Here is a 26,161-nt window from a genome sequence, read left to right as displayed (position 1 = left end):
GCTCGTGGACACCCTGACCCGACGCCGTTTCCTCACGCTGTCCGGTGTCACCGCGGCCGGTGCCCTCGCCTTCGGCGCCACGCAGGTGAACTGGGACGACCTGATGAAGGCGGCCTCCGACGACCCGCTCGACGCGAGCCAGGGCGTGCTGGTCGTCGTGACGCTCTACGGCGGCAACGACGGCCTCAACACCGTCGTGCCCGCCGAGGACCGCGCCTACCAGGACGCCCGACCGGACCTCGCCTACGAACCAGGCGAGGTGCTCGGCCTCGGCGAGGGACTGGGCCTCAACCCCGGGCTCAAGGGCCTCAAGCAGCTGTGGGACGAGCGCGGCCTCGCCATCGTGCGCGGCGTCGGCTACGACCGGCCCGACCACAGCCACTTCCGGTCGATGGCCATCTGGCAGACCGCCTCGCCCCGCACCTCCGTGCCGTCCGGCTGGCTGGGCCGCTGGCTCGACGAGACCGCGGGCGACGACCCGTTGCGCGCGCTCTCACTGGAACCCCTGCTGCCGCCCATGCTCGCGGGCGAACGCACGGCGGCGGCGTCGTTCCCGCTCAGCGGCCTGAAGCTCCCGACGGGCCCGCTGGGCGACGCGTTCACCGCGCTCGGGCAGGCCTCCGACGGCGAGGAGCACTGGCAGGCACGGGTCGCGCGGTCGATCGCGGACCTCCGCCACACCGCCACGACGCTGACCGGGTCGCCTGACGGCGGCAAGCTGCCCGACGACGACCCGGACGAGCAGCGCGACAAGGGCTCCTCGGCCGGAGGAGGGGGCGCGTTGGGAGCACAGCTCGACGTGGTCGCCCGGCTGATCGAGGCGGGTGCGCCCTGCCGCGTCTACTCGGCGTCGCTCGGCGGGTTCGACACGCACTCCGACGAGCGCGCGACCCAGCAACGGCTGCTGTCCGAACTGGACGCGGCACTCACCCCGTTCGTCCGCAGGGTGGGGAAGCGGGCGGTCGTGCTCGTCTACTCCGAGTTCGGCAGGAGGGTGCGCGCCAACGCGAGCGACGGGACCGACCACGGCACAGCGGGTCCGGTCTTCCTGCTCGGGGCCGGTGTGCGGGGTGGCTTCCTCGGCGCCCAGCCGAGCCTGACCGACCTCGACGACGGTGACCTCAAGCAGACCACGGACTTCCGCGACGTGTACGCGACACTGCTCGACCGCGTGCTGGGCACCGAGCCCGGACGGGTGCTGAAGGACCACGAGGGACGGCTGGAGGGGGTGTTCACCACCTGAGGTCCTGAACGGGGCGCGGGATCAGAACGTCGAACCGACCGCGTCGACGGCACCGGGGCGGCGCAACCACCCGCGCACCGTCACGAAGTGCCGCTCCGCCGCCAAGACGGCGTCCGGCACCTGCTCCGCGGGCAGCACCGCCTCCGCCATCGCGCCGAACCGCCGGAACCTCCGGCGGGCGTCACCGTCCGCCGCGAAGAACGACACCGGGACCGGGCCGAGCGAGTCCCCGACCCACCGCGTGATCAGGAGACCGCCGAGTCGTGCGCCCTCCACGACGTAGAGCGAGCCGACGAGCGCGGGCAACGTCGCCACGTCGGGCGGGGACGACCTCGGGATCGCGGCGATCCGCGACGGGCTCCACCCGCTTCGGCGCAGGTCCGCCGTGAGCCGTCCGGCGTCCGGCATCAGCTCCCACGGCAGCCCGTGCGCGGCGACGGACGCCGCCAGGGCCTCGTCCAGTGGTTCGTGGAACCCCAGGAACGCCGCGAGCAGCTCCTCGTAGCGCGCCGGCGAGGTGAGCCGGGAGAGGAACCCGAGGTCCTCCTCCAGGGCACGATGCGCGGCGCGGGTCTCGCTCCGCAGGCGAGCCAGCAGGGTCACCGCCGCATCGTAGTTCGGCCGGTCCGGCGACCTGTTCCCGGCGAGATCGAACCGCGCGCGGTGGCCGGCACGAACATCCGGATGCCACTTCTGCGGTCGTCGGGTGTGCGGCGACGGATTGGGGACCCGCATGTCCGTCGAGGAGGACTTCCTCGCGACCTCGGCGAGACCGTCCGCCGTGCTGGCGATCGGGGGCGACTCCGGCGAGCTCCGCCGGGCACGTGCCTGGATGCGCGACCAGGTCGCCGGGTTACCGCCCGAGCAGGCGGAGGACGTGGTGCTCGTCGCGGACGAACTGGTCGCGAACGCGCTGTGCCACGGCGAGGAGCCTCGACGTCTGTGCCTCACGCAGCGCGCCGGCTTCCTGCGGCTGGAGGTGCAGGACGGTGCTCAGACGCCGGCCCGTCCCCGGGAGGGCACGACGACGGGAGGCCGCGGACTGGCCTTGGTCGCCGCGCTGGCGACGACGTGGGGACAGCGGCAGACCGGCGACGGCAAGGTCGTCTGGGCGGAGTTCGTCCTGGCCGGGAGCTGACCGAGGACCGGTCACCCCACGGGTAAGTCCGGCGGCGCGGCGGGCCGCACGAAGCCGTTGGTGTGCCAGTACTCGACAGCGCCTTGCAGCACCGTCCGGAACAACGTGAAGTTCACCGGCTTGTAGACGTAGCTGTCCGCGCCCGCCTCGTAGCACCTGTCGATGTCCGGCGACGTGGTCGAGGAGGTGAACACGACGACGATCACGTCGCTCAGGCGTGAGTCGGGGTCGGTGCGCAGATCCGACAGCACCCGGTAGCCGTCGGCTCCCGGCATGTTCAGGTCGAGCAGCACCAGCACCGGCGTGACCAGTGAGGTGTCCCGCAGCCGGTCCGCGACCAGATGTCCGTCGTGGAGGAACTCCAGCGCGAGCTCCGGGTGCGAGCGCGACAGCGCGCGCTGGATCGCCTCCCGGTCCTCCTCGCTGTCCTCGACGACCAGCACGACCTGTTCGCCGCCCCCGGTCACAGGACCGTCCACCACGTTCGAGCACCTCCGCCGATCTCGATCCGCGCCCAGGCGGAGTCCCCGTCCACGGTGACGGTCACCTCGCCCTGCTCCGGTGCGCCCGCGAGCCGGTCCGGCACCGGTCTGCCCAGCGACCTGACGGCCGTGAGCGCGGCGTCGAGCGCCTGGTCCGCCGGCAGCACGGCGTCGAGCACCCTGCTGCCGCGGTACCGGATCACCATGACCGCCGCGTCGTCGTCCACCCCGTAGCGCCCGTCGCCCTCGACCAGCGTGGCCGCCATCTCGGGCAGCGGCAGGTCGTGCAGCGCCGCCAGCGTCGGCTCGAGGTCGGTGTCGCCGAAGAACGCCCCGGCCTCGTCCCTGGCCTCGATCAGCCCGTCGGTGAACAGCACCACGCTGTCGCCGGGCACCAGCACGTCGTCGGCCGTGGACAGCGTGAGCACGTCGAGCACGCCGACCAGCTGACCGCGGCAGGCCGTCTCCTCGACCCGGCCGTCACGCCGGATGATCATCGGTGGCGGATGTCCCGCCGTCAGCGACCGCATCGGCAGGCCGCCGGGACCGGGAGCGCCGAACGTGACCGCGGCCATGGTGAGGAACTTGCCCACCTCGTTGCGCAGCATCTTGGTGTTGAGCAGGCGCACCGCGTCCTCGGCACGGCCGCCCTCCTCCAGGATGGTCTCCACCGTGTGGCGGGCGAGTCCGGTCAGGGCGGCGGCCGCGGCGCCACGGCCGCACACGTCGCCGATGAGCGCGGTGAACCGGTCACCGGGCTGCCGCACGACCCCGTAGAAGTCACCGCCGACGTCGAGCAGGTGGCCGGCCACGTTGTACCCGGTCGCCACCTCGACGCCCTCGATCTCGGGCAGCACCGACGGCAGCAGGTGCCGCTGGAGCTCCTCGACCTCGGCGCGCCGGCGGCTGTAGAGCGTCGCGTTGTCGATGGCGAGCGCGGCTCTCGCCGCGATGTCGCGCACGAACTCCCGCGTGGGCACCCGGCGGGTCCCGGCGCGGTGGAAGAACGTCAGCACGCCCAGCACCCGTCCGTGCGCGTGCAGGACCGCGCTGGTCATCAGCTCCAGGCCGACGTCGGCGGGCAGCGACGAGGGCACCGGGCCGCTCTCGTCGTCGTCGTGCACCGGCGCGCCGGCCCAGCGGCCGTTGCGCAGGTGGTCGTTGAGCAGGCGTTCCCGGCGCACGTCCACGTGCGCCGCGGCGATCTTCTCCAGCCCGCCGTCACGCCGCCGGACGTGCACCGCGGCCCCGTCGGCGAGACCCGGCACCGCCATGCGCACGACCGCGCGGAGCGTCTCCTCCACGTCGAGCGACCGGGCGAGCCGCAGGGAGACCTCGGCCAGCACCGCGTCGGCCGCGAGCCGGTTGTCGAGCAACGCCTGGTCGGCGATCCGGTCGTCGGCGGCGATCACCACGTCGGCGATCTGCTCCAGCGCCCGTGCGACCGTCTCGTCCTCCGGGGCGCGCTCCAGGCAGACGAGGAGCAGGCCGCTGTCGCCCTGGGCGGCGCGGAAGGACGCGACCACCACCGCCGTACCGCCGACCTCGCCCACGCGCGCACCCAGGCCGGGGGCGAACGAGGCCAGCGCATCGGCGCGCAGCTCCGTGATCCTCGCCTGACCGGCGTCTCGCGCGGGCAGGGCGGGGGAGTGCGCGAGCCACGCGGCGACGTCCCCGGCGAGCCCGGCCGGCCCGCTCAGCACCCCGTGCTCGTGGTCGGCCCAGCGCACGACGCGCACGTCGCCGTCGGGGCCGACCCGCGCGCCGAGGACGCCGCGGACGTGCGGAAGCTCCAAAAGCCCCAGGTAGAGTTCCTTCGCGAAGACCTTGGTGCTGCCCGCGGCGAACGCGCTGCGCCACAACGCGTGCAACAGGCCGGGCCAGGAAGGTGCTGTCATCGGGGCCGCTCCCTCCGCTCCACGCGTCCGCCGTGTCCTGCCAAACAATCTTCGCCACAGAACCGTACGCCCACCGGAAGCAGGACTCAGCATGCAGGACGACCAGGTGGGCCTCGGTGCGGAGTGGGCTCTCGCCGCGCGGGCGGAGTCGGAGGCGGGGACGACGTCGTTCGACCTGACCGTCTGCCTCACGGAGCCCATCCACCTGCTCGGTGGCATCCAGTCCTACGGCGCACTGCTGGCCGTGGACGACGCGGGGCTGGTCGAGGTCGCCAGCGCGAACACGACGGACGTGCTCGGCAGAGCGCCCGAGTCCCTGCTCGGGACGCCGGTGGAGGCGTTGCTCGGGGCCGATGGCGTCGCGGCGGTGCGGGCCACGCTCGACGCCCCGACCGGTGACCGGGGGCTCTGCGGCCTCGCGCTGCCGGGCTCGGGCGAGAACTTCGACGTCACCGTGTACCGCGCGGACGGCCGCACGGTGCTCGAGTTCGAACCGCGCCCCGCCGCGGACACGTTCCGGTTCTCGCAGTTCTACCCGCGCCTGCGCACGTCGCTCACCAAGCTCCAGCACGAACGGACCGTGGTCGACGTCTGCGCGTCGGCGGTGGCGGAGATCCGGCAGCTGACCGGGTACGACCGGGTGGTGGCCTACCGGTTCGAGGGCCCGGCGGGGCCCGGTGAGGTGATCGCGGAGTCGGTGGCCGACGAGCTCGAGCCGTGGCTCGGCCTGTGGTTCCCCGCCACCGACATCCCACCCCAGGCACGGCGGCTGTACGAGCGGAACTGGATCCGCGTGATCCACGACGTGGACGACGCCACCGCCACGTTGCTCCCGCAGGTGCTGCCGGGCACGAGCGCGCCGCTGGACCTGTCCGACTCCGCGTTGCGCACGGTCTCGTCGTTCCACCTGGAGTACCTGCGCAACATCGGTGTGGCGTCCTCGATGTCGGTGTCGTTGCTGCACTCCGGCTCGCTGTGGGGTCTCATCGCCTGCCACGGCGTCACGCCCCGCCGCCTCGACCCGGAGGTGCGCTCGGCCTGCGAGTTCTTCGGCGTCACGCTGTCGCTGCAGCTCGCCGCGCTGGAGGAGGCGCAGACCTCCCGCGCGCGCCACGACACCCGCACCGCGTTGGCGCGCCTGGTCACGGACCTGAGCACGGACGTCACGCAGTCGGTCTCGACGAGCGTCGACCTGCTGCACGAGCTGATCGACGCCGACGTCGTGGCGCTGCGGTTCGGTGGTGCCACGACGATCGTCGGCGGTGGCGACGAGGCCGACCTGATGCCCGGCCTCGACGCGTTGTGGGCGGTGGCGCCCGAGCTGGCCGCGGGGGAGGTGTGGAGCACGGACGACCTCGGTGCGCACGACGCCTCCATGACACCGCACGCCGAGCACCTCAGCGGGGTGCTGCTGCTCGCCCTGGGCAACGGCGACCTGATCGCGTGGGTGCGGCCCGAACGCCGGGCCAGCCGGACGTGGGCGACGGACCCGAGCACGCCGGTTCAGCTCGGCGAACACGGTCAGCGCCTCACTCCGCGCGGCTCCTCGGTCGTGTACCGGGCCCTCACGCGCGGGCACTGCGTGCCGTGGACCGCCTCGGACGAGGCCGTGGCCGGTGAGTTCGGCCGCGCGATCACCACGCTGGTGCTGCGGCACAACGCCCGGCTCACCGCGTTGAACGACGAGCTTCGCCGCGCGAACGACGATCTCGACACCTACGCGCACGTGGCCGCGCACGAGCTCAAAGAACCACTGCGCGGCATCTTCAACTCGACGGCGTTCATCCGCGAGGACACCGACGACCTCGACGCCACGACGGTGCGCCGCCTCGACACCGTGCAGCGCCTCGCGCAGCGGATGGACGAGCTGATCAACTCGCTGCTGCACTTCGCCCAGCTGGGCCAGAGCGCCCTGCAGCGCCAGGAGATCGACCTGCGCGACGCCGCCCTGACCGCGCTGGAGGTCGCGGGTCTGCGGCTGGCGGAGCAGGAGGTCGAGGTCGTGCTGCCCGAACCGGGCCTGCTGGTGTGGGCGGACCCCGACCGTCTGAACGAGGTGCTGGTGAACCTCCTCGTGAACGCGGCGAAGTACGCGCGTGAGGAAGGTCCTCGCACCGTGGAGATCGCGCTCGCCGGTGAGGACGAGGTGCTCGTGCGGGACAACGGCATCGGCATCCCCGCTGAGCAGCGCACCGAGGTGCTGCGGCTCTTCCGCAGGCTGCACAAGCGCGACTCCCGCGGCGGTGGCCACGGAGCGGGCCTGGCGATCGTGAACCGCATCGTCGAGCGGCACGGCGGCCAGGTGCGGCTGGACGCCACGCCCGGAGGCGGCACGTCGGTCCTGTTCACCCTGCCGCGGGGCGCCGAAAGGACCTGACCTGGTCGACCGGTCTCCGCCCCGGAACAACCGGACCAGACCGAACACGACTTCGGTCGAGTTCTACTCGGTCGAGCCGGTGAACTTCCCCGGTCGCTACCCGAGGCACACGGGCAGCGTGGAGGCGGGCACCGGCGGTTGGTTCGCGGCGGACGCCACCCGTTCCGCGGCGTGCGGCTGAGCGCGTGGAACCTCCCCGGCTCCTGCCTCAGGCACATCAACAGCGAACTGTGGCTCGCCACGCCCGGTGGCTCCCGCCCCTGCGACACCGCGGCGAACCTGGTCGCCGACATCGCCTGGTCCGTCGACGCCCCCTGGGCACCTCGAGGAAGCTCAGGAGTTCGCGAGTGCGTGCCGGTGGTCGGCGACGAAGGCCGCCAGCGAGCGCGCCGGGTGGCCCGTCACCTTCTCCACCGTGTCGGTGACGCCGGCGAACACCCCGTCACGCACCCGTTCGAGCGTCCACGCGAACTCGTCGCGGTCGAACCCGTCGAGGCCGGCCACCGCCTCGTCGATCGTGATCTCCTCGTGCGCGATCGGGCGTCCGAGCCCGTCGGAGAGCACGGAGGCGGTCTGCGGCAGCGTGAGCGACTCCGGTCCTGTGAGTTCGTAGGTCTGGCCCGTGTGACCGTCGTCGAGCAGCGCGCGCTCGGCGACCGCGGCGATGTCCCGTGCGTCGATCCACGCCAGGTGCGCGCCGGATCCGGCGTACGGCAGGCGGCCGCGCTCGGCGATGTCTCCTCGGTAGAACCGGTCGTCGGTCAGCACCTGCATGAACCAGCTCGGTCGCAGGAACGTCCACGGATGTCCGCTGTCGCGCACCGCGCGCTCCGCCCGGGAAGCCCAGTCCTCGGGCGCGAACGAGTCGACGTCCCGTTCGGACAGCAGCACGATCCTCGTCGGAGCGGGGATCTGGCCGAGCAGGCGGGCGATGAGCCCGGGAGCGTCCTCGCGGTCCGGCCGCACTAGGTAGAGGGCGTCGATGCCGCCGGTGGCGGTGGCCCAGGTCGAGGGGTCGTCCCAGGAGATCCTGGTCGGGACGACGCGGTCGATCCTCACCGCGGACGGGTCGCTGCTCCCGCCGAGGACCTCGACGTCCGGACGAGCGGTGAGCAGCTCGGTCAGCGGAAGTCCTGTCTTCCCGCGGACACCGGTGATCAGGATGCGGGGCATGGGGCTTCTCCTCGTCAGCAGGCGGGCCAGTGGCGCAGGAAGGCGTCGGCCATCTCCTGCAGCTCCTCGGGGCTGACGCCGCCGGCGGCCTCCACGGCGATGCCCGCCTGCAGGGTGTGGACGTAGCGGGCGAGCAGCCCCGGGTCGCAGTCCGGTGGGAGGTCGCCCTCGTCGACGGCGCGCTGGAACCGCTCGCGGATGCGTTCGTGGCCCTTGTTGCGCCAGTCGACGAGGAGCGCGCGGATCTCGCGGCCGGCCTCACCGGTGGCCAGGGCCGCTTGCACGCCAAGACATCCCTGCGGTTGTTCCGGGCACGTGGTGGTGCGGATGGAGCCGGCGAGCAGCGCGGTGGCGACGCCGAGCGCGGTCGGCTCGGCCAGTGCGGGGACGACGTACGCGCCGGGGCCTTCCTCGTAGCGTTCAAGGGCCTTGCGGAACAGCTGTTCCTTGTTGCCGAAGGTCGCGTACATGCTGGCGGTGGAGATGCCCATCGCGCCGGTCAGGTTCGCGAGGCTGGCGCCTTCGTAACCCTGGTCCCAGAACACCAGCAGGGCGCGGTCGAGCGCCTCGCCGGCGTCGAAGCCGCGTGGGCGCCCTGTCGCCCGTCGTGTCGTCTCCACCGCCGCAGCCTACCTCTTCTGAAGTGATCGCTGCAGAACGTGCTACGGTCGAGTTCTGCATCGATCATTCCAAAAGAGGTCGATCCGGAACGGGGAGAGGCGCCGCCGGCCGACCCGTTGACCACGCCCGCAGATCCGAGAGAGAGCACATGACCATCACACTGATCACCGGGGCCAACAAGGGCATCGGTTTCGAGACGGCGAAACAGCTTCTGCAGCTGGGTCACACCGTCTACGTCGGAGCGCGCGACACCGAGCTGGGGGAGAAGGCCGCCGCCGAGCTCGGTGCCCGGTTCGTGCGGCTCGACGTGACCGACGACGACTCGGTGCGCAGCGCGCTGGCGAAGATCGGCGCGGACGAGGGCCGGCTCGACGTCCTGGTGAACAACGCGGGCATCCTCGCCAACGACGCGCTCGACGGCCCCGCGGCGCTGCGGGCCTTCGACGTCAACGCGGTCGGGGTCGTGCGCGTGACCGAGGCCGCGCTTCCGCTGCTGCGCGAGTCCTCGAACCCCGTCGTGGTCACCGTGTCGAGCAGCATGGGGTCGTTCTGGGCCGTGACCAACCCCGACCGCGGCGAGTACCAGATGCCCCTCGCGCTCTACGCCGCGTCCAAGTCGGCGGCGACCATGCTGACCGTCCAGTACGCGAAGGCCAACCCGGGCATCAAGTTCAACGCGGTCGAGCCCGGCCCGACCGCCACCGACATGACCGCGGCCTTCGGGATCGGGCGGCCGGTGCGGGAGAGCGCGGCGGTGGTGGTGCGGTTCGCGACCCTCGCGCAGGACGGCCCGACGGGGACCTTGCAGGACGAGAACGGCGTTCTGGCCTGGTGAGGAAGCGGTCTCAGCTCTGCGCGGTCGGCCGCACGACGATCTCGTTCACGTCGACGTCGGCCGGTTGCTCGATCGCGAAGGCGATGGCGCGGGCGATCGCGTCCGGCGGGATCGCGATGGCGTCGCGCATGCCCGCGATGCGCTCGCGCAGAGCGGGGTTGGAGGAGGCCTCCGCGAACCCGGTGTGCACGAAGCCCGGGAACACGGTGGTCACGCGCACCGTCGGCCCAGCCTCCTGGCGAAGCCCCTCGCAGATCGACCGCACGGCGACCTTCGTGCCCGCGTAGACCGCCATCGCCGGCGCCACGGTGAGGGCGGCGGTGGAGGCCGTGGTGACGAAGTGTCCCGCCTGCTGCTCGCGGAACACGGGCAGCGCGGCCGCGATGCCGTGCAGCACGCCCTTGATGTTGACGTCGACCATCTCGTCCCACTCGTCGACACGCAGATCGTCCAGCGGTGAGATCGGGCCGACACCGGCGTTGTTCACCAGCACGTCGAGTCGCCCGAACCGCTGCTGTGCGAGCCGCACCAACGCGTGGAGGTCTTCGCGCTGGGTGACGTCCGTGCGCGCGTAGACCGCTGTGCCGCCAGACTGCTCGATCTTGGCCACCAGGTCCTTCAGACGGTCCGACCGCCGTGCCCCGAGCACGAGACGTGCGCCTCGTCCGGCCAGCATCAGCGCGGTCGCCTCGCCGATCCCGCTGCTGGCACCGGTGATCGCGACAACCTCTCCCTCAACATTCATGACCCCAGCTTGCGGTGACCTCAGACTGGTATCCAGAATTAATTCATCCTGGTATCGGAGGTGCCATGACCGAGCAACAGGCGCGCGAGCTGGGGGTGTTCCTGCGCAGCCGCCGGGAACGGATCACCCCCGCCGAGGCAGGGATGCCGACCACCTCCCGGCGCCGGACTCCCGGGCTGCGCCGCGAGGAGATCGCCATGCTCGCGGGCATCAGCGCCACCTGGTACACCTACCTCGAACAGGGCCGGGACGTGCAGGCCTCCGACCAGGTGCTCGCCTCGCTCGCCGCGGCACTGCGGCTCGACGGCGCCGAGCGGGACCACCTGTTCCACCTCGCCGGGCACACGTCGAGCGCCGTCCCCAGCACGTCGCTGCCCGAGGAGGTGGCCGCGGTCCCGGGACTTCTCCAGCCGAACCCGGCGTACGTCATCGACGCCACCTACGAGGTGCTCAGCCACAACGAGGCCGCGGCCGCGCTGTTCCCCGTGCTGCGCGAGCAGACGCCGAACCTCGCCCGCTGGGTGTTCACCGCCCCCGAGGCGCGGACCGCGGTGATCGACTGGGAGGCGGAGGCACGCGGACTGCTCGCCCGGCTGCGGGGGCTGCACGCGCGCCACCCCGGCGAGCCGAGGTTCACGAAGCTGATCGACGACCTGCACGAGGCCAGCGCGGAGGTCCGGGCGTGGTGGCCGAACTACGAGGTGCAGCCCCAGCGCGGTGGCCGGAAGAGCCTGAAGCACCCCGAGCTCGGCGTGCTCGACTACGCCTACACGGCGTTCCACCTCGCCGAGCAGCCGGACTGCACGCTGGTGATCTACGCCGACGCGAGGCCCGTCGCCGAGTCGTAGTCTGGGTTCCGTGACCACGACTCCCGCCGCCGCGACGATGAAGATCGGCGAACTGGCCCGGTTGACCGGCGTCAGCGCCCGCTCGCTGCGGTACTACGAGCAGCAGGGGCTGATGCACAGCAGCCGGTCGACCGGCGGCCAGCGGCACTACGCGGCGACGGAGGTGGAGCGGGTCGAGATCATCCGGCGCCTGTTCGACGCGGGACTGAGCAGCAAGGTGATCGCCCGGCTGCTGCCGTGCGTCGACAGCGGCGAGAACGAGGTCGCCGAGGCCGCCTTCGTCACGATGCGCGAGGAACGCGACCGCCTGACCGCCGACATCGGGCGGCTCGTCGGGGCGAGGTCCGTCCTCGACGAGCTGATCGAGATCAACACCCGCTATCGCTACCGGAACGGGTCAGAGGCTCAGGTCGAGGATGAGCTTGCCCGAGGCGTGGCCTGACTCGACGAGCGCCAGGGCCTCGTCCGCCTGCGCGAGCGGGTACGTCCGCGTGATGTGCGGGTCGAGCCGCCCCGCGGTCATCAGTTCGGCGACGCGTTCGAGGTTCGCCCGGTCCAGGCGGCGGCGCACCATCTCGCCACCCAGCTCGGCCACCGCCGGGTCCCCGACGGAGACGATCGTGGTCGCCAGCGGTGCGACGGCACGCAGGGACTCGCCGCCGACGTTGTCGGCCAGTGCCGTGAAGCCGTCCGGAGCGAGCTCGCGGAGCCGCCGCACCACGTCGCCGTCGGTGTAGTCCACGAACGTCGCGCCGGTCGCCGTGACGATGTCCTTCTTGGCCGCACCGGCCGTGCCGGTCACGACCAGCCCCCGGTCCCGCGCGAGCTGGGCCAGCGCGATGCCCACGCCACCGCCGATCCCGTTCACCAGCAACGACGCCCCGGCGGGCAGGTCGAGCTGGTCGAGCACGTCCAGCGCGGTGGTGCCGGCGACGGGAATGGTCGCCGCCCAGACGTCCTGCAGGGCGTCGGGAACGCGCGCCGTGGACTCGCCGAGCAGCAGCGTGGTCTCGGCGTACGTGCCCGCACCGGTCAGCGCGAACCCGGTGACCCGGTCGCCGACGGCCAGCCCCGTCACGTCGGCGCCCACGGCGAGCACCGTGCCGGCCGCCTCCATGCCGAGGACCTGGGGGAACGGCAGGTGGCCGTTCAGGGCGGTGCCGTGGCCGGACCGCAGCTTGTGGTCGAGCGGGTTGACCCCGGCCGCCGCGACGCGCACGAGCACCTCGGCGGGACCGGGCACGGGGTCCGGCCGCTCGAAGAACTCCTGCACCTCGGCGCCGCCGAACGCCTTGTACCCCAACGCCTTGCCCATGATGATCCGCTCCTCGTGCTGTCGATTTCTTCCGACGACACGACGCTATTCGTTGACACCGGTGTCAACTTCCACCTGTTGTGACGCAGACGACTGACGGTGGTTTCCCGTTTCGCGGTCCCACAGCAGCTCGGTCAGCTGTGCGACCGCCTTGTCCCGGTGGCGCCGGTAGGTGTTGAACGACAGGTGCAACGACTCCGCGACCCGCTCCTGAACGCCGACCGGCCGCAGGAACGTGCGGTCGACCAGCACCCGGAAGTCGGGCTTCAGCCCCGCGACGGCGTCGTCGAGCAGGTCTCGCAGGCAGTCGACGGGCGTGCGTCCTGCGAGCCCGTGCCGCCGGACCATCCGCGACCGCACCAACGGGTTGGCCAGCAGCAGTTCCGGCGTGTGCAGGCCGCGCAGGGCGGAGCGGACGGCGTCGGTGAAGTCCGGCCTGGACAGCACCGCCCCGGCCGGAGCCGGTCTGCCCAACTGGTTGGCGTGCAACAGATCCGTGTACTCCTCGACGCCGATGCGGCGCCAGTCGTGGGCGAACACCGGGTACGACGACTCGCCGACGACGTAGCCCGCTCCGGCTGCCCGGAACCCCAGTGACTCCATCGCGGGCGCCCACAGCTCGCCGTCGCCGAACGCGCCGACGAGGCTCCACGCCGTGTCGTCGTCGATCAGGACGATCTCCAGCATCTGCCACGCGACGAACAGCGTCAGCGACGGGGACGGGCGCTGGCCGTGGTCGCGGTCGAGGAAGAACCGCCAGGCGCGGACCCGTTCTCCGGCGCGCGGCGGCCCGGACTCCGAGACGTGGTCCCACATCGCGTCAGTGCCGGGGTCCACGCCGAGGTCGGCCTCGGTCAGGTCCAGGCACGCGCCATACCCGCGCGGTTCGCCGGTCTCGGTGCGAAAGACGCGGAAGGCCTCGGGCCGGCGCTTCATCCACCGCGCCACCGACCCGGCCTGCTCGGGACCCTGCCACCGGGTGGTCATGGCGACGATCGCGGGCTGGTCACCGTCGCGCAGCCCGTCGGCGTGAGCCCGCAACGTCGGCGGTAGCGACGCCAGCGCGGCGAACCGGGACCGGGCCCCGTTGAGCACGACCGTCATGACCATCAGGTCGAGCCGCTCCCGTTCGCTCGCCGTCGCCCGGACCTGACGGTGGAACACGGCGAGCTTTCTGCGGTAGAGGTCGGCGTGGCGGGCGGGGTCGCGCCAGCGCAGGTCGGCGACGACGGCGTCGCGGACCACGTCGTGCGGGTACAGCCCGTACGGGGACTCGTCGACGAACACCTGCGCCCGCAGCCAGGCGAACAGCTCACCGGTGTCGTCGCCGGCCATCGAGCGCAGCAGGTCCTCGGTCGTGACGAGCAGCAGCGCGCAGACCTCCAGCGCGGTGCGGTGGCGTGCACTCGGCACCTCGCCGATCAGCTGCGTCAGCAACGCGCCCGCCCCGCCCGGCAGGTCCGACAGCGTGCGCGGGGTGACGCCGCGGCGCACGGCGTCCACCATCATCGACAGGGTGAGGGGGTGACCTCTGCTGATCTTCAGCAGCCGTTCGCGGGACTCCTCGGGCACGTCCTGGGCACTGAGGTAGGCGAGACCTTCCCGCGAGGACAGGTTCGCGAGCGGGACGACCCTCGTCACCGCCCGCCAGGCCGGGTCCGCGCGCCACCTCGGTCCCGGGCCGCGCCGTCCGGCGATCACCACCAGGCAGGGCTCGGGGAGCGACGGCAGGTAGTGCTCGCGGATCCAGTCGTCGATCGGCTCCAGCAGCTCGTAGGTGTCGAGGAAGAGGATCGCGGGCTCGTCGCCGGTGGGCACGGGCAGCGCGCCCCGGCCGAGGGCCAGGTGACGGGCGTCGACCCGGACCGGCTCGAAACCCTTCTCGGCGGCCAGGTCGGCGAACGCGTCGAGCAACGCGCTCTTGCCCACCCCGCCGGGCCCGTGCACGAAGACCACGCCGGAGCCGCCGAGCGCGTCCCGGAACACGGCGACCTCGTCGTCACGACCGGTGAAGGACCGCCGCCGCAGCTCCCGCAGGGTGTGTCCGAGTGAGGGCATGCACCCGACAGTATCCAAGCCGCCACCCACCGGCTTTGGGCACCGGATGGGCAGCGGATGGGCTGGTGGCGGACGCCCGGCGCGGTGACGATCTTGGTGCGGTGTGGACGCTCGCGCCGCGAGTCCTGTCCTCGCAACGGAAACGAAGGAAAGCCACCAATGGACCAGAGTCCTGCCGAGTTCCCGAGCAACTGGGGGCGCTGGGGCGGCGCGGACCAGCTCGGCACCGTCAACCTGATCACGGAGGAGGCCCGCGCGCGAGGCGCCGCCGAGGTGCGCACGGGATCGTCGGTCTCGCTGGCCCGCAAGACCCCGACCGCGCCGCTGATGGGCGGTCCGATGGCGGCTCTGCAGGCCGACACCACGGGCGTGCAGACCATCATGTCGTTCACCGGCGCACCGCCGATGGCGATGGCCGAGCTGATGCTCGTGACGACGCACCATCCCGAGGTCACCCACCTGGACGCGTTGTCGCACATGGTGATCGACGGGCAGGTCTATCCCGGCATCGCGCAGGCGGAGAGCTCAGGACCCGCAGGAGTGACGCACGGCGCCGCCGACGTGTTCGCCGGCGGGATCGTCACCAGGGGCGTGCTGCTCGACCTGGCCCCCGGCGGCAAGCTGCCCGACGGGCACGCGGTCACGGCCGGCGACCTGGACGCCGCAGCGGCACGGGCGGGCGTCGTGGTGGAGCCGGGTGACGCCCTCGTGGTGCGGGCGGGCTGGGACCGGGTTCCCGACCACGGCCGGGCTCTGCCGGGCATGACCTCGGGCGCGGTCCGCTGGATGCACGACCACGGGATCTCCCTCTACGCCGGGGACATCGGCGACGCGTCCCCGCCGGTGCAGGGCGACGTCCCGGGCGCGCTGCACCGGCTGGGACTCTTGCGGCTCGGGCTCGTGCTGATCGACGGCGCCCAGTGCGAGGAGCTCGCCGCGGTGTGCGAGGAGCAGGGCCGTCACACGTTCCTCTTCGTGGCCGCCGTTCCCCGCATCCTCGGCACCACCGGCCTGCCCGTGAACCCGCTGGCCGTGTTCTGAGCCCCGATCACGGGCGTGGGCCCAGCAGGCCGCGCGCGGCGAGGTTCTCCATCAGCGCGGTGATGCCGAACGTCCAGTCCTCCGCGTCCTCGGCCGTGTTCACGACGTTCGTCAACGCGCCCAGCCGGGGCGAGGAGATGCGCACGACGTCCCCGACCCTGTGCGTGAACCCCTCGCCGGGCTGGTCGCGGTCCTCGGTCGGGGCGAACATCGTGCCGGTGAACAGCACGAAGCCGTCGGGGTAGCGGTGGTGGGCGCCGAACGCGTGGGACACGAGGTCCTCGAGCTCGCGGCTGATCTCGGAGACCGGGTTCACGCCGTGCAGCTCGAACCCGTCGGGGCCGGTGACGTCCAGCGCGATCTCGGTGGCCTTGGCGTCCGCCAGGGTGAACCTCTCGTCGAACAGCCGGAGGAACGGCCCGATGGCGCAGGAGGCGTTGTTGTCCTTCGCCTCGGTGAGCAGGAGAGCACTGCGGCCCTCGAAGTCGCGCAGGTTGACGTCGTTGCCGAGCGTCGCGCCGGCCGGGTTCCCGCGCGAGTCCACGACGAGGACGAGTTCGGGCTCGGGGTTGTTCCAGGCCGAGCGGGCGAGAACACCGATGTCGGCGCCGAGCCCCACCGCCGAGAGCACCGGGGCCTTGGTGAAGATCTCGGGGTCCGGGCCGATGCCGACCTCGAGGTACTGCGACCACAGGCCCTCGGCCTGCAGAACCCTCTTCACCTCCGCGGCCTCCGCCGACCCCGGCCTCAGGTGGGAGATGTGGCCCTGGACGATCGCACCGATCTTCGCGCGGACCTCCTCGGCCCGCGTGGGATCGCCGTCGGCGCGTTCCTCGATGACCCGCTCGAGCATGCTGCGGACGAAGGTCACGCCCGCGGCCTTGAGCACCTGCAGGTCGACCGGGGCGAGGAACCGGGGAACGGCGCCGGCCGGGGTCGTCGTGGCGGCCAGCACCTCCGCGAGCGGCCACGACGTGCCGCCGGGGTGGTTCCGGACGATCTCCAGCGCGTCCGGCCGGTCGAGCAGCGACGAGACGGTGGCCGCCACCGGCGACAGGTCGACGACCTCCTCGCCGCGGATCGTCACGACCGAGGGGCCGCCCGCGGCCGGGTCGAAGACCCTCGCGACGAGTGTGGAGTCCGCCGCGTCCCCGGGAAGGACGTCGGCCGCGCTGAGTGAGATCCCCATGGAGGTCCTTTCCTGCCGCAACGCTTCCGCTCCCAGCCTAGGAGGGACGTCGAGCCGGGCGGAACGGTGCGCCGGACCCGTTCCGGGGTGGGGCCGGTGGCCTCACTTGCGGCTCGTCACGCGTTGCCGGCGAAGAAGCAGCACTCGCGGGGGTCGTTCACCGGGCCCGGTTCCTCGCGGTTGAAGATGATCGAACCGCAGACCGGCGTCGCGGCCGACGAGTGTTGTCCGGTGCGGCCACGGCCGCTGTCGGGAAGATCAGAGCGGCGAGCAGCGCACCGAGGCTCAGTGCGATGGCCGTGGGGTCCGCAGCAAGATCGTCTCCTGGGGTTCGGTCAGCCTCTGCGGCCGGTCGGCGCGTCCTCGCCGCACGACGCTATGCCGGCCGTGGCACGTGACTGCTCGTCCTGGTCACCGGTCTCGGTCGCGATGGCCAACGCCTCCCGGTGCGCCGCGAGCGCACCCGGCCGGCCTGCCGCGCGCAGGGCCTCGGCCAGGCCGTTCAGCGTGTACGCCTCGCCGTAGCGGTGCCCGGTCGCCCGGAAGATCTCCAGCGCCTCCTCGTGCACCCCGATCGCCTCCTCGGCGCGGCCCAGGTGGACCTGGACCTGGCCCAGGGTCGACAGCGCCGACGCCTCGCCGTAGCGGTGACCGAGGTCGCGGAAGTGGGCGAGCGCCTGGTGCAGGTGCGCCGCGGCGGCGGTGTGGCGGCCGAGGTAGGTGTACGCGTCGGCCAGGTTGGTCAGCGCGGCCGCTTCCCCCGCTCGGTCGCCGAGCGCGCGGAACAGGTCCCTGCCCGCGGTCAGGGCCTCGGCGGCGCCCGCGTGGTCGCCCGTCTGGCCCTGCACGGTGCCGAGGTTCGTGAGCACCGAGGCCGTGCCGTGCCGGTCACCGAGTTCGCGGTACCGGGTGAGTGCCTGCCGCAGGTAGCCGATGGACGCGTCGACGTCGCCGAGGCGGTCCTCGACGATGCCGAGGTGGGACAACGCGCGGGCCTCGCCGGCGCGGTCGGAGTGGTCGCGGTGCAGGCGCAGCGACTGGCGCAGGCGGGCGGCCGCGGGGCTGTAGCGGCCGAGCAGGCGGTGCGCTGCGCCCAGGTTCGTCAGGGCCCGTGCCTCGCCCTCGCGATCACCGACCAGGCGAGCGGCGCGCAAACCGTTGGTGTGCATGACAAGGGCCTCGGTGTGGTGCCCGGCCTCGAAGTACCGGTACAGCATCTCGGCCAGGCGCATCGCCTGCCCGGCGCGCCCGTGACCGGCGGCGAACGCGCAGAGGTCGGTCAGGTTGGCCCGCTCGGCGTCGAGCCACGCGCGCATCCGGGCCGGGTCGGCGACCGGCGCGGTCACGGCCACGCGGCCGGTGGGGTAGACGACGTCCATCGCCGCGGCCGCGGTGGTCAGGTAGTGGTCGAGCAGCCGGTCGAACGCGGCGGTCCGCCCGGGCTCGTCCTGCGCCAGGTCGACGGCGTAGGCGCGCAGCAGGTCGTGCATGCCGTGCCGCCCGGCCGGACCGCGGTCGACCAGGTGCGCCCGGACGAGCACGTCCACCAGCCTGCTCGCGGTGTCCGGGTCGAGGTCCGCGAGCGCGGCGGCGCAGGCCACGTCGAAGTCGCGGCCGGGATGCACGCCCAGCAACCGGAACAGCCGCGCGGCCTGCGCCGGAAGGTGCTTGTAGGACCAGGAGAGCACCTCGCGCACCGCTGCCCGTTCGTCCCCGCCGCCGTCGAGCAGCCGCAGCCGCCGCTGCCGGTCGCCGAGCTCCCCGACCAGGTCGGCCAGCTCGGTCTCCGGCCGGCTGACCACGAGCTCCGCGGCCACCCGCAACGGCAGCGGCAGGAACGCGCACTGCTCGGCCAGCTCGGCCAACGCCGCGGACCCGGCCCGCGGCCGGTCGCCGATCAGCTTGCGCAGCAACACGATCGCGTCACCCCGCCGCAACGGCCGCAGTTCGAGCCGCCGCGCGCCGTGCACCGAGACCAGACTCGCCAGGCTGTCCCGGCTCGTCACCACGACTACGCACGACGGCGCACCGGGCAACAGCGGCCGCAGCGGCTCGACCGCCGCCGCGTTGTCCAGCACGATCAGCAACCGCCGGTCCGCGACCTCGGTCCGGTACCGGGCCGCACGCGCGTCCACGTCGACCGGGATCGCGTTGCCGGGAACTCCCAGCGCCTGCAGGAACCCGGCCAGCACGTCCGCGGCCGTGACCGGTTTCCCGGCCTCGTACCCGCGCAGGTTCACGTACAGCTGGCCGTCCGGGAACCCGGCGCGCATCCGGTGTCCCCACTGGACGGCCAGAGCGGTCTTGCCTACGCCGGCCGTCCCGCAGACCGCGATCACCGCCGTCGCCGCGGGGTCGCGTTCGGCGAGCAGCCCGTCGAGAACGGCCAGTTCCGTTGCGCGGCCGAGGAAACCGGGTGTGTTGGCGGGCAGCTGCGCCGGCACCGGAACGGCACGACGAGACGTGACCGGCGCTGGTTCGTCGAGCAGCTCCGCATGAGCAGCGAGGAGTTCCGCTCCGGGGCCGATCGCGAGCTCGTCCCGCAGCACCCGCCGAGTCCTGTCGTAGACGGCGAAAGCGTCCGCCCGCCTGCCCGCCGCGGCGTAGGCGCGCACCAGGAGTGCCTGCACCGCCTCGTCCAACGGGTGGTCGGCAGCGTGCTCCACCAGCAATGGCAAGACGTCCACCGCCCGGCCCAGCCCGATCATCGCCCCGGCGTGGACGAGCACGGCGTTGCGCCGTTCACTCAGCAGCGCAACGACTTTCGCGTGCCCGGCGAGTCCGGGATGGTCGGCGAACGGCCGCCCCTGCCACAACCCGAGCGCGGTGCCGAGCAGCCCGGCGACCTCCTCCACGTCACTCGACCTCCCCGCCGCGGCCACGAGGGAGCGGAACCGGTCCACGTCGACCTCGTCGTCCGGGATGCGCAACGCGTACCCGTCACCGACGAACGGAATGCTGGTGCTGCGCGCATATCTGTGCCGCTCGGGGTCGAACAACCGCCGCAGGTGCTTGACGTGCGTCTGGATCACGTTGGTGGCGCTGGGAGGCGGGTTCTCACCCCAGAGCGCGTCGACCAGATCAGCCCGCGGCACCACCCGCCCACCGGCCAGGGCGAGCAGCCCGAGCACCGAGCGTCTCCCCGCCGGACCGAGCTCGATCTCCCGGCCGTCCTGCCAGGCCCGCACCGGGCCGAGAACCTGGACGCGCAACGACACCCCCCGAATGCCCCTGCCATGCTGGCACAGGCCGTTCGGGCACGGCAACGACCGAATCTTGTTGGCAGACGGTCGAATCAGGACCCGGCGGCGGGGTGCGGGATCAGCTGCTCCACGAAGTGGGTGAGCGCCTCCGGGTCGTCCGCGATCTCCGGCAGCGCTTTCGGCGTGGCCCGCTGGAGCTGCATCCAGCCGACGTAGGCCGAGTACGCCGAGATGGCCTGATACCGGGCTTCGTCCTTCGCTAGTCCGAGTTCGGCGTACACCTCGGTGAGGAAGCCGACGCGGCGTCGGGTCACCCGGTGCAGCGCCGGTGCCACCACCGGATCGTCGGCGTGCGCCACGAGCGCGGGCTCCAGTCCGCTGGTCGGATCCTCGACGATCGCGACGTGGAACAGCCGCCGCAGCCGTTCCCGGGGATCGGCGATGGTGCTCACCTGCTCGATGACGGCCTCGGTGCCCTGCAATTCCCACCACTCGAGCGCTTCGCGCAGCAGGGCGTTCCGGTCGGCGAAGTGCCAGTAGAAGCTGCCGCGGGTGACGCCGAGCCGTTTGGAGAGCGGCTCGACCGCCACGGCGCCGACACCACCCTCCGCCAGCGCGCCGAGTGCCGCGTGGAGCCAGTCCTCTTTGGAAAGTCGCTGCTTCGCCACCTTCCGTACAGTACTGTATGGAAAACCGTACAGGGGTGTACGGAACGGGAGGTCGTGATGACTGGACTTGCGCTGCTCACATCAGCGGTGTTGCTGGCGGTCGGTGTGCTGCACGTGGTGTGGACGTTCTCGCCGTGGCCGCTGCGCACGCGTGAGGAGTTCGCACGGCGCGTGGTCGACGTGCCGGTGGACAAGCTGCCGACACCGGGGATGACCCTCGTCGTGGCGTTGTTGCTCGTGGTGGCCGGTTACCTCGTGGTCGGCGAGGCGGCGTTGCTCGCTGTGCCGGGCCCGGCGTGGCTTCCGGCCGTGGGTACGGGGGTGGTGGCGGCTGTGTTGTTGTTACGGGGTGCGGCCGGTCTGGTGATGTCGTTCCGCCGCGACACGGAGTTCGCTCGGCTCGACCGGCGTTACTACTCGCCCTTGTGCCTTGCCCTCGCTGGGAGTTGTGCTGTTCTCGTAGCGCTCTAGCCTGGGCAGGATGCCGGCCGAGTACGCACCCTTCACGAGTCATCTCGCCGCCCTCGCCGAGGCAGGCCGCCAGACGGCGGAGTTCGGCTTCGCCGAGATCGCGCATCTCGTGAGCGGTCTGCCGCCGACCGCGCATCACGTGCGCCAGTGGTGGGCGAACAGCACCTCGGTGCAGGCGCAGTCGTGGCGCGACGCCGACTGGCACGTGGCGCAGGTCGACTTCGCGCGGCAGCGCGTGCGGTTCGAGCGCGGGCCGGTCGGCGCCGGGTATCGCGATCGTCCTCCCGCTTCGGAGGTGGTCGTGGCCTCCGCTGTCGAGATGGAGACGGTCGAACTGGACGTGCGCGTGCGCATGTCGTGGCAGCGGATGGGCGACGTCGGGCTCGGCGCCGACGGCCGCCTGGTGTTCCCGACGTTGCCCCGCGTGCCCGGCATCTACCGGATCAGCCTGTCGGACGCGCCCGACCAGGACCTGCCCGTCGTGTACGTCGGGGAGTCCGGCGACCTCCGCACCCGGTCGAACGGCTACCGCAACCCCGGCCCGACGCAGCAGACGAACCAGCGGCTGCGGGACGAGCTGCTCGGCCACCTCCACCGGGGTGGCCGCGTCAGCATCGCGGTGGTGACCAGGGCGACCGTCGAGGCACTCGGTGAGTCGAGCGAGCTGCCGCTGGTGAGGAAGTCCGCTCGCGTGCTCGCCGAGCACGCGGCGCTCGCCCTGATCTACCTGGACGGCACGTCCGCCGTGCTCAACCGTGACAAGGGTTCGGACTGAGAGCGGCACATCCGGCGCCGCGATCGGGTCAGGTGTTCTCGGCCGTCTCGCTGAGTACGACCTTGCCCTCGATGTTCTTGCGCGGCACTCCGTCCACGTCCACGCAGAGCCCGAAGACCCGCTCCCTGCTCGTCCAGCCGTTGATCCGCCCCCGGTTGTTCCCGATCTGCACCCGCTGTCCGGCGATCGCGGTGACCCGGTGCAGGTAGGTCGTTCCGGCGACTCGCACCAGCACGATGTCGTCCACCTCGAGCTTCGCGGTGTCGACCGGGGCGACGGTCACCCGCTGACGGCTGTGGATCAACGGCACCATCGACGACCCGGTCGGGCGGAACCGCACCTTCTCGCCGCGCGCGACCCGGGCCGCTACGGCATCCAACATCCCCACGGGCGGTAGCGTCGGCGCCGGACCGGATCTGCGCAACGCATTTCCGGCTGCACGGTCGCGCAACGCCACGTAACCGCCGGCGAGAGCAGCCGCCACCACGGCTCCGGCACTGTTGTTGAGGAAGTCCTGCGTCTCGCAGAGACCGCGTCCGACGAGCGGCTGCAGGACCTCGATCGCCGCGCTCAACGCCACCGCCGACACCAGCACCGCGAGCGGCCGCCTCGTCGCGAGCACCGCGAACCACACCGGCGGCACCAGGAGCAGCGCGTTGAACAGCTCGGACACCCCGTCCAGCGAGAAACCGTTGAGGAGGCAGAACTCCGTGCCGGTCAGCGCCCAGCTCGGCAGGGACCGCGAGAAGGTCAGGGCGAGCACGAGACCGAGGAAGATCCCCGCGAACACGGAGGGGACCGGCCGCCACCCGAACCTCGGTGCCGCGAACCAGCCGCCCGCGCCGAACGCCACCGCTCCGACCACCGTGCCGCCCGCGGTCAGCGGATCCGAGTACACGAAGAGGATGGCGTCCAGCACAGCCCAGAACCCCCGCCCCACAACGGAATCCGACGTGGCGAAGCGTACTGGGCGGTCCGGGGTCCGGACTGCCCGCCCTCTCAGGCCCGCAGGTCGGGCGGCACGTACTCGAACGTCGGCCCGGCCGTGGTCTCCCCGTCCTCCAACGGCATCATCATCAACGCCTGTGCCTGCGCCTTCACCTGGTACATGCTCCCGACCGTCGCCCCGAGACGGGCGGGCTCACCGTTGAACGCCCCCTCCAGCTCCTGGAGCAGGCGGCAGTAGGTGACGTTGAACCGCTCCTGCGCCACCCGGATCTCACTGCCCTCGGGTTGATCGGCAGAGCGCTGGTTCGGCCGCACGGGCATGACCGCGTCGAAGTCGACCGCGATCGCCTCACCGGTCGGACCGGACTGCGGCGTGTCACCGGTCTGGTAGCGGCGCCCGTGCTGGAGCTCCCGGAACCGGTAGTAGTGCGCCACCTCCTCCCGTTCGGGGTGGAAGACGTCGCGGTCGCCGTCCCAGACGTCGGTCCGCGCGGCTCCCTCGCCCTGCTCGGTGATCTCCGTCAACGCCGCCAGCGCGGACTTCAGGTCGTGCACCGGAACCACCGCACCGCCACCGCCGCGCAGGTGGAACTCACCTACCTGCCGGGCCGGGTCACCGCTGAACACGGCCTCCTCGCCCAGCTCGTCGCAGAGCCTCCGCATCCCTTCCTCGACGGCGGCGTAGAACTGGCCGATCGTCTCGTAGGCGTCTGCTTCTGGCGGTGCGCCGACCGAAGCAGGTCGTTCGATGCGCAGGAACAGCTCCAGGGCCTCCGGGCCGAACGGCACGAGCTGCACCTCGAACGACTTGTCGCCGTGAGGCAACGGGTGCGGGTACGGCGGCAGCAACGTGGGGGAGTCGAGCACCGGCTTGCCGCCGACGGCGTTGAGCAGGTTCGCCGCCAACGCCAGGTGCAGCATCTCCTCGGCCAGCACGCTGCCCACGACCTGCACGGCCTCGGCGTTGCGGCCCGGGTCCAACGAGTACAGCGCGCACAGGTACGGCGGAATCGTCGAGTGCTCCAGCTCGATGGCCCACTGCAGGTGGCGGCGCAGGTCCTCGACCGTCCTGATCGCGCCGCCCGAGGGCCGCAGCTCGACCGCGACGCGGTACGAGGCGGGTTCCGAGACGACGTGCAGGCCGGGGTCGTCGAACAGGCGCCGCACCGAGGCACGCCACTCGGGGTCGGTGACGGCCTCGTCCAGCTCGGTTCCCGACCGCCACTCCGCGACGTGGACGAACCGCACGTCCGGCCCATCGGCGAGTGGCCTGTGCAGGCGAGACCGCACGAAGCCCGGCTGGGCGGACATGATCCGCGCGTTCTCCCGGTACACCTCGACGAAGTGCTCGGCCTCGCCGGCCGGCACGGTGTAGCTCTTGATCACGACGACCGGCTCGTCCGTGCCGGTGCTCGATTCCAGGGATTGGCTCACGTCGAGGAAGACAGGACAGCCCGCGCGTTTGTGACACGGGGCCGGTTACCGGGACGCCTCCTTCAACGACGCGACGGTGTCGTGGAAGAGCCGCTCCGCGCGTTGCCAGGGTGAGGTCGTGCGCGGCAGGTCCCGCAGCAGCGGCAGCAGGTCGGCGGAGAACGCCTCGCTCGCCTCGAGCGGCACCAGCGACGGGAGGTTGTCGATCGCGATGAGGTCCAGCGGCGGCTCGTCGCGGAGCGTCCGCGCGGGCTGCTCCCAGCTCGTGGTGCGGTCGTAGATCGGCAGCACGTTGAACGGCGAACCGACGTCGCACGTCACGTCGCACACTGTCCGCAGCGCGCGCTCCGGCTCGTCGAGGTCGGCGGGGCGCAGGAACGGCGGCACGGGCGCGGACGTGAGCACCGCGTTGACCATCACCTCGTGCCGCAGCAACGCGTGCCGGTCGAGGTCGCGCGTCTCGGCCAGATCCCAGAGCGACGGCGTCAGGCCCGCCGCCGTCAGCGCCCGCTCGGCCCCGCGCCCGCATCGGCCGAGTGCGCCGACCACCACCGCGCTCATCGGATCGCCGCCGGCCAGCAGGGCGTCGAGCTCGGGCACGGAGGTGGGGTGGAGCGGCACGTCGAGCACGCCGCGGTGGTGCAGCACGGCCAGCGCCGCGCCGACGTAGCCCGCCCAGTAGCCGAACGCCGCCAGCCGCCTGCCGGAGTCGTCGGTCAGGTACTCCAGGTCGAGCAGCACGCCGCCACCCGCGTCGAACCGGCGCAGCAACGCCTCCGCGCCCTCCTGCTGTTTGTAGGCGTGGCCGAACAGCACGTGCCGATGCCGCAGCGCGGGAGGGCCGTCCGGCAGTTCCTTCAGCCCGACGACCACCGCGTCCTGCGGCGCGTCGACCCAGCTGCCCGCCTCGGCGACGGAGCAGCCCGCGGCGGCGTAGTCCTCGATCGGGTGCACGCGTTGCGCGGACTCCTCGACCGTCACGGCGAAGCCTTCGCGCACCAGCGAGGCGGCGTCGGCGGGCGTGATCGGCGCACGGCGCTCGGTCGGCCGCACCTCGCCGCGCATCCACAGTCTGAACGTCATGCCACGGAAAGGTAGTCGTAGTGACCGATCACCCGCAGGAACGCGGTTTCCGGGGCTCGTCGTCGAAAACGACGGGCGTGACCGTTCCGGTCTCCCAGTCGGTACGCAGAACGCCGTAGCCGACCGCGTCGAAAACCGCGCCGTCCGCACCCGGCCACGCCTGGCGATGGTGCGCTTCTTTGACGTAGCCGCAACGCAGGAACAGCCGCCGCATCGCCTGGTTGTCCTGGCGGGTGGACCCTTCGATCCGGCGGATCGAGGGCAGCTCGGTGAACAGGTACCCGGTGAGCCAGCGCAACGCGGCGCTCCCGATTCCGGCACCGCGGAACCGTTCGCCCACACGCAGGTCGAACATCGGTGTGTCGTCGTCGAGGTCGAACAACCGGATCACGCCCGCGAGCAGTCCGTCCTGGACGACGCAGAAGGTGCGGGCCGTCTCGTTGTCGTAGTAGCCGGCGGCGACCCGCGCCACCACGTCCGCCCGGTCGACGCGCGGTCCGGCGTGGAAGGGCCACGCGGTGCCGGCCAGGAGATCGGCCAGATCGTCGGTCTGCGCCGCGGTGAACCGCCGGAACTCGATGTTCTCCACCCGAGCGACGCTACCCGCGCGGCACGC

General features: G+C 72.2%; 24 protein-coding genes. 9 read left to right on the top strand and 15 right to left on the bottom strand.

Annotated features, from left to right (window positions below; all coding sequences use genetic code 11):
- Window positions 1–4: 4 nt before the first annotated feature.
- Entirely contained in the window at window positions 5–1,243 is a 1,239-nt protein-coding gene (locus ACWF7A_RS00445) for a DUF1501 domain-containing protein (protein WP_452248218.1), read from the top strand.
- Between the two features lie 21 nt (window positions 1,244–1,264).
- On the opposite strand, the gene ACWF7A_RS00440 is transcribed toward ACWF7A_RS00445, so the two are convergent.
- Window positions 1,265–1,846, bottom strand: coding sequence for a biliverdin-producing heme oxygenase (locus tag ACWF7A_RS00440; protein WP_452248217.1), 582 nt, complete (start codon window positions 1,844–1,846; stop codon window positions 1,265–1,267).
- A 130-nt stretch (window positions 1,847–1,976) separates the two neighbouring features.
- On the opposite strand from ACWF7A_RS00440, the gene ACWF7A_RS00435 reads away from it, so the two are divergent.
- On the top strand, window positions 1,977–2,381 hold the full coding sequence (locus ACWF7A_RS00435; RefSeq protein WP_452248216.1) for an ATP-binding protein: 405 nt from the start codon (window positions 1,977–1,979) through the stop codon (window positions 2,379–2,381).
- Between the two features lie 11 nt (window positions 2,382–2,392).
- Here the strand turns inward: ACWF7A_RS00435 and ACWF7A_RS00430 are convergent, their stop codons facing one another.
- Complete coding sequence (locus ACWF7A_RS00430; RefSeq protein ID WP_452248215.1) at window positions 2,393–2,863, bottom strand: response regulator; 471 nt, start codon at window positions 2,861–2,863, stop codon at window positions 2,393–2,395.
- Window positions 2,845–4,761 (bottom strand): PP2C family protein-serine/threonine phosphatase, encoded by a 1,917-nt coding sequence (locus ACWF7A_RS00425; RefSeq protein WP_452248214.1) that lies wholly within the window; start codon window positions 4,759–4,761, stop codon window positions 2,845–2,847. Before ACWF7A_RS00425 ends, ACWF7A_RS00430 begins: the two co-directional genes overlap by 19 nt.
- A 91-nt stretch (window positions 4,762–4,852) precedes the next feature.
- Here ACWF7A_RS00425 and ACWF7A_RS00420 point away from each other — a divergent pair, with 91 nt between their 5' ends.
- The gene (locus ACWF7A_RS00420; RefSeq protein WP_452248213.1) at window positions 4,853–7,138 is read left to right on the top strand and encodes an ATP-binding protein; all 2,286 of its coding nucleotides are present in this window, start codon (window positions 4,853–4,855) and stop codon (window positions 7,136–7,138) included.
- Between the two features lie 333 nt (window positions 7,139–7,471).
- Here the strand turns inward: ACWF7A_RS00420 and ACWF7A_RS00415 are convergent, their stop codons facing one another.
- Together ACWF7A_RS00415 and ACWF7A_RS00410 are read right to left on the bottom strand one after the other, a co-directional pair.
- A complete protein-coding gene (locus ACWF7A_RS00415; protein WP_452248212.1) occupies window positions 7,472–8,311 on the bottom strand; it encodes a hypothetical protein in 840 nt (279 codons plus the stop codon).
- Window positions 8,312–8,325: 14 nt separating this feature from the next.
- Window positions 8,326–8,931 (bottom strand): TetR/AcrR family transcriptional regulator, encoded by a 606-nt coding sequence (locus ACWF7A_RS00410; protein ID WP_452248211.1) that lies wholly within the window; start codon window positions 8,929–8,931, stop codon window positions 8,326–8,328.
- 149 nt (window positions 8,932–9,080) lie between these two features.
- Here ACWF7A_RS00410 and ACWF7A_RS00405 point away from each other — a divergent pair, with 149 nt between their 5' ends.
- On the top strand, window positions 9,081–9,767 hold the full coding sequence (locus ACWF7A_RS00405) for an SDR family NAD(P)-dependent oxidoreductase (protein WP_452248210.1): 687 nt from the start codon (window positions 9,081–9,083) through the stop codon (window positions 9,765–9,767).
- A gap of 10 nt (window positions 9,768–9,777) precedes the next feature.
- On the opposite strand, the gene ACWF7A_RS00400 is transcribed toward ACWF7A_RS00405, so the two are convergent.
- Entirely contained in the window at window positions 9,778–10,512 is a 735-nt protein-coding gene (locus ACWF7A_RS00400) for an SDR family oxidoreductase (RefSeq protein WP_452248209.1), read from the bottom strand.
- Between the two features lie 65 nt (window positions 10,513–10,577).
- Between ACWF7A_RS00400 and ACWF7A_RS00395 the strand changes: the two genes are divergently transcribed.
- Both ACWF7A_RS00395 and ACWF7A_RS00390 read left to right on the top strand, forming a co-directional pair.
- On the top strand, window positions 10,578–11,360 hold the full coding sequence (locus ACWF7A_RS00395; protein WP_452248208.1) for a helix-turn-helix transcriptional regulator: 783 nt from the start codon (window positions 10,578–10,580) through the stop codon (window positions 11,358–11,360).
- Between the two features lie 10 nt (window positions 11,361–11,370).
- Window positions 11,371–11,802: a MerR family transcriptional regulator gene (locus ACWF7A_RS00390; protein WP_452248207.1), complete on the top strand. Its 432-nt coding sequence runs from the start codon at window positions 11,371–11,373 to the stop codon at window positions 11,800–11,802.
- Here ACWF7A_RS00390 and ACWF7A_RS00385 read toward each other — a convergent pair.
- Both ACWF7A_RS00385 and ACWF7A_RS00380 read right to left on the bottom strand, forming a co-directional pair.
- Window positions 11,758–12,675 carry an NADP-dependent oxidoreductase gene (locus ACWF7A_RS00385; protein ID WP_452248206.1) on the bottom strand — a complete coding sequence of 306 codons (918 nt, stop codon included), beginning with the start codon at window positions 12,673–12,675 and terminating at the stop codon, window positions 11,758–11,760. The genes ACWF7A_RS00390 and ACWF7A_RS00385 overlap by 45 nt on opposite strands.
- A 45-nt stretch (window positions 12,676–12,720) precedes the next feature.
- Window positions 12,721–14,733 carry an ATP-binding protein gene (locus ACWF7A_RS00380; protein ID WP_452248205.1) on the bottom strand — a complete coding sequence of 671 codons (2,013 nt, stop codon included), beginning with the start codon at window positions 14,731–14,733 and terminating at the stop codon, window positions 12,721–12,723.
- Between the two features lie 159 nt (window positions 14,734–14,892).
- Here ACWF7A_RS00380 and ACWF7A_RS00375 point away from each other — a divergent pair, with 159 nt between their 5' ends.
- On the top strand, window positions 14,893–15,774 hold the full coding sequence (locus tag ACWF7A_RS00375) for a cyclase family protein (RefSeq protein WP_452248204.1): 882 nt from the start codon (window positions 14,893–14,895) through the stop codon (window positions 15,772–15,774).
- 7 nt (window positions 15,775–15,781) lie between these two features.
- Here the strand turns inward: ACWF7A_RS00375 and ACWF7A_RS00370 are convergent, their stop codons facing one another.
- The 3 genes from ACWF7A_RS00370 to ACWF7A_RS00360 all read right to left on the bottom strand — a co-directional run bounded on the left by ACWF7A_RS00370 (window position 15,782) and on the right by ACWF7A_RS00360 (window position 20,834).
- Window positions 15,782–16,963, bottom strand: a complete 1,182-nt coding sequence (locus ACWF7A_RS00370) for a fumarylacetoacetate hydrolase family protein (protein WP_452248203.1) — start codon at window positions 16,961–16,963, stop codon at window positions 15,782–15,784.
- Window positions 16,964–17,298: 335 nt separating this feature from the next.
- On the bottom strand, window positions 17,299–20,175 hold the full coding sequence (locus tag ACWF7A_RS00365; protein ID WP_452248202.1) for a tetratricopeptide repeat protein: 2,877 nt from the start codon (window positions 20,173–20,175) through the stop codon (window positions 17,299–17,301).
- Window positions 20,176–20,258: 83 nt separating this feature from the next.
- Window positions 20,259–20,834 carry a TetR/AcrR family transcriptional regulator gene (locus ACWF7A_RS00360; RefSeq protein WP_452248201.1) on the bottom strand — a complete coding sequence of 192 codons (576 nt, stop codon included), beginning with the start codon at window positions 20,832–20,834 and terminating at the stop codon, window positions 20,259–20,261.
- 57 nt (window positions 20,835–20,891) lie between these two features.
- Here ACWF7A_RS00360 and ACWF7A_RS00355 point away from each other — a divergent pair, with 57 nt between their 5' ends.
- Window positions 20,892–21,305: a DUF3995 domain-containing protein gene (locus tag ACWF7A_RS00355; RefSeq protein WP_452248200.1), complete on the top strand. Its 414-nt coding sequence runs from the start codon at window positions 20,892–20,894 to the stop codon at window positions 21,303–21,305.
- Between the two features lie 10 nt (window positions 21,306–21,315).
- The gene (locus ACWF7A_RS00350) at window positions 21,316–22,080 is read left to right on the top strand and encodes a DUF7662 domain-containing protein (RefSeq protein WP_452248199.1); all 765 of its coding nucleotides are present in this window, start codon (window positions 21,316–21,318) and stop codon (window positions 22,078–22,080) included.
- 28 nt (window positions 22,081–22,108) lie between these two features.
- Here the strand turns inward: ACWF7A_RS00350 and ACWF7A_RS00345 are convergent, their stop codons facing one another.
- From ACWF7A_RS00345 to ACWF7A_RS00330, 4 genes are all read right to left on the bottom strand, one after another.
- Entirely contained in the window at window positions 22,109–22,999 is an 891-nt protein-coding gene (locus ACWF7A_RS00345; protein ID WP_452248198.1) for a VanZ family protein, read from the bottom strand.
- Window positions 23,000–23,079: 80 nt separating this feature from the next.
- Window positions 23,080–24,462 (bottom strand): ferritin-like domain-containing protein, encoded by a 1,383-nt coding sequence (locus ACWF7A_RS00340; RefSeq protein ID WP_452248197.1) that lies wholly within the window; start codon window positions 24,460–24,462, stop codon window positions 23,080–23,082.
- A 45-nt stretch (window positions 24,463–24,507) separates the two neighbouring features.
- Window positions 24,508–25,545, bottom strand: a complete 1,038-nt coding sequence (locus tag ACWF7A_RS00335) for a saccharopine dehydrogenase (protein ID WP_452248196.1) — start codon at window positions 25,543–25,545, stop codon at window positions 24,508–24,510.
- A 28-nt stretch (window positions 25,546–25,573) separates the two neighbouring features.
- Entirely contained in the window at window positions 25,574–26,134 is a 561-nt protein-coding gene (locus ACWF7A_RS00330; protein WP_452248195.1) for a GNAT family N-acetyltransferase, read from the bottom strand.
- Window positions 26,135–26,161 lie beyond the last annotated feature (27 nt).

Source organism: Lentzea sp. NPDC055074 (assembly GCF_053608005.1).
The sequence above is the reverse complement of the archived record's forward strand: the minus strand, read 5'-3'. Positions and strand labels throughout refer to the sequence as shown.

Excerpts from the sequence above, each read along its gene's own strand:
- ACWF7A_RS00400 (WP_452248209.1), bottom strand. The coding sequence starts at position 10,512 with ATGAATGTTGAGGGAGAGGTTGTCGCGATCACCGGTGCCAGCAGCGGG.
- ACWF7A_RS00420 (WP_452248213.1), top strand. The coding sequence starts at position 4,853 with ATGCAGGACGACCAGGTGGGCCTCGGTGCGGAGTGGGCTCTCGCCGCG.
- ACWF7A_RS00355 (WP_452248200.1), top strand. The coding sequence starts at position 20,892 with ATGACTGGACTTGCGCTGCTCACATCAGCGGTGTTGCTGGCGGTCGGT.
- ACWF7A_RS00380 (WP_452248205.1), bottom strand. The coding sequence starts at position 14,733 with ATGCCCTCACTCGGACACACCCTGCGGGAGCTGCGGCGGCGGTCCTTC.
- ACWF7A_RS00370 (WP_452248203.1), bottom strand. The coding sequence starts at position 16,963 with ATGGGGATCTCACTCAGCGCGGCCGACGTCCTTCCCGGGGACGCGGCG.
- ACWF7A_RS00425 (WP_452248214.1), bottom strand. The coding sequence starts at position 4,761 with ATGACAGCACCTTCCTGGCCCGGCCTGTTGCACGCGTTGTGGCGCAGC.
- ACWF7A_RS00435 (WP_452248216.1), top strand. The coding sequence starts at position 1,977 with ATGTCCGTCGAGGAGGACTTCCTCGCGACCTCGGCGAGACCGTCCGCC.
- ACWF7A_RS00335 (WP_452248196.1), bottom strand. The coding sequence starts at position 25,545 with ATGACGTTCAGACTGTGGATGCGCGGCGAGGTGCGGCCGACCGAGCGC.
- ACWF7A_RS00395 (WP_452248208.1), top strand. The coding sequence starts at position 10,578 with ATGACCGAGCAACAGGCGCGCGAGCTGGGGGTGTTCCTGCGCAGCCGC.
- ACWF7A_RS00375 (WP_452248204.1), top strand. The coding sequence starts at position 14,893 with ATGGACCAGAGTCCTGCCGAGTTCCCGAGCAACTGGGGGCGCTGGGGC.
- ACWF7A_RS00405 (WP_452248210.1), top strand. The coding sequence starts at position 9,081 with ATGACCATCACACTGATCACCGGGGCCAACAAGGGCATCGGTTTCGAG.
- ACWF7A_RS00385 (WP_452248206.1), bottom strand. The coding sequence starts at position 12,675 with ATGGGCAAGGCGTTGGGGTACAAGGCGTTCGGCGGCGCCGAGGTGCAG.
- ACWF7A_RS00350 (WP_452248199.1), top strand. The coding sequence starts at position 21,316 with ATGCCGGCCGAGTACGCACCCTTCACGAGTCATCTCGCCGCCCTCGCC.
- ACWF7A_RS00415 (WP_452248212.1), bottom strand. The coding sequence starts at position 8,311 with ATGCCCCGCATCCTGATCACCGGTGTCCGCGGGAAGACAGGACTTCCG.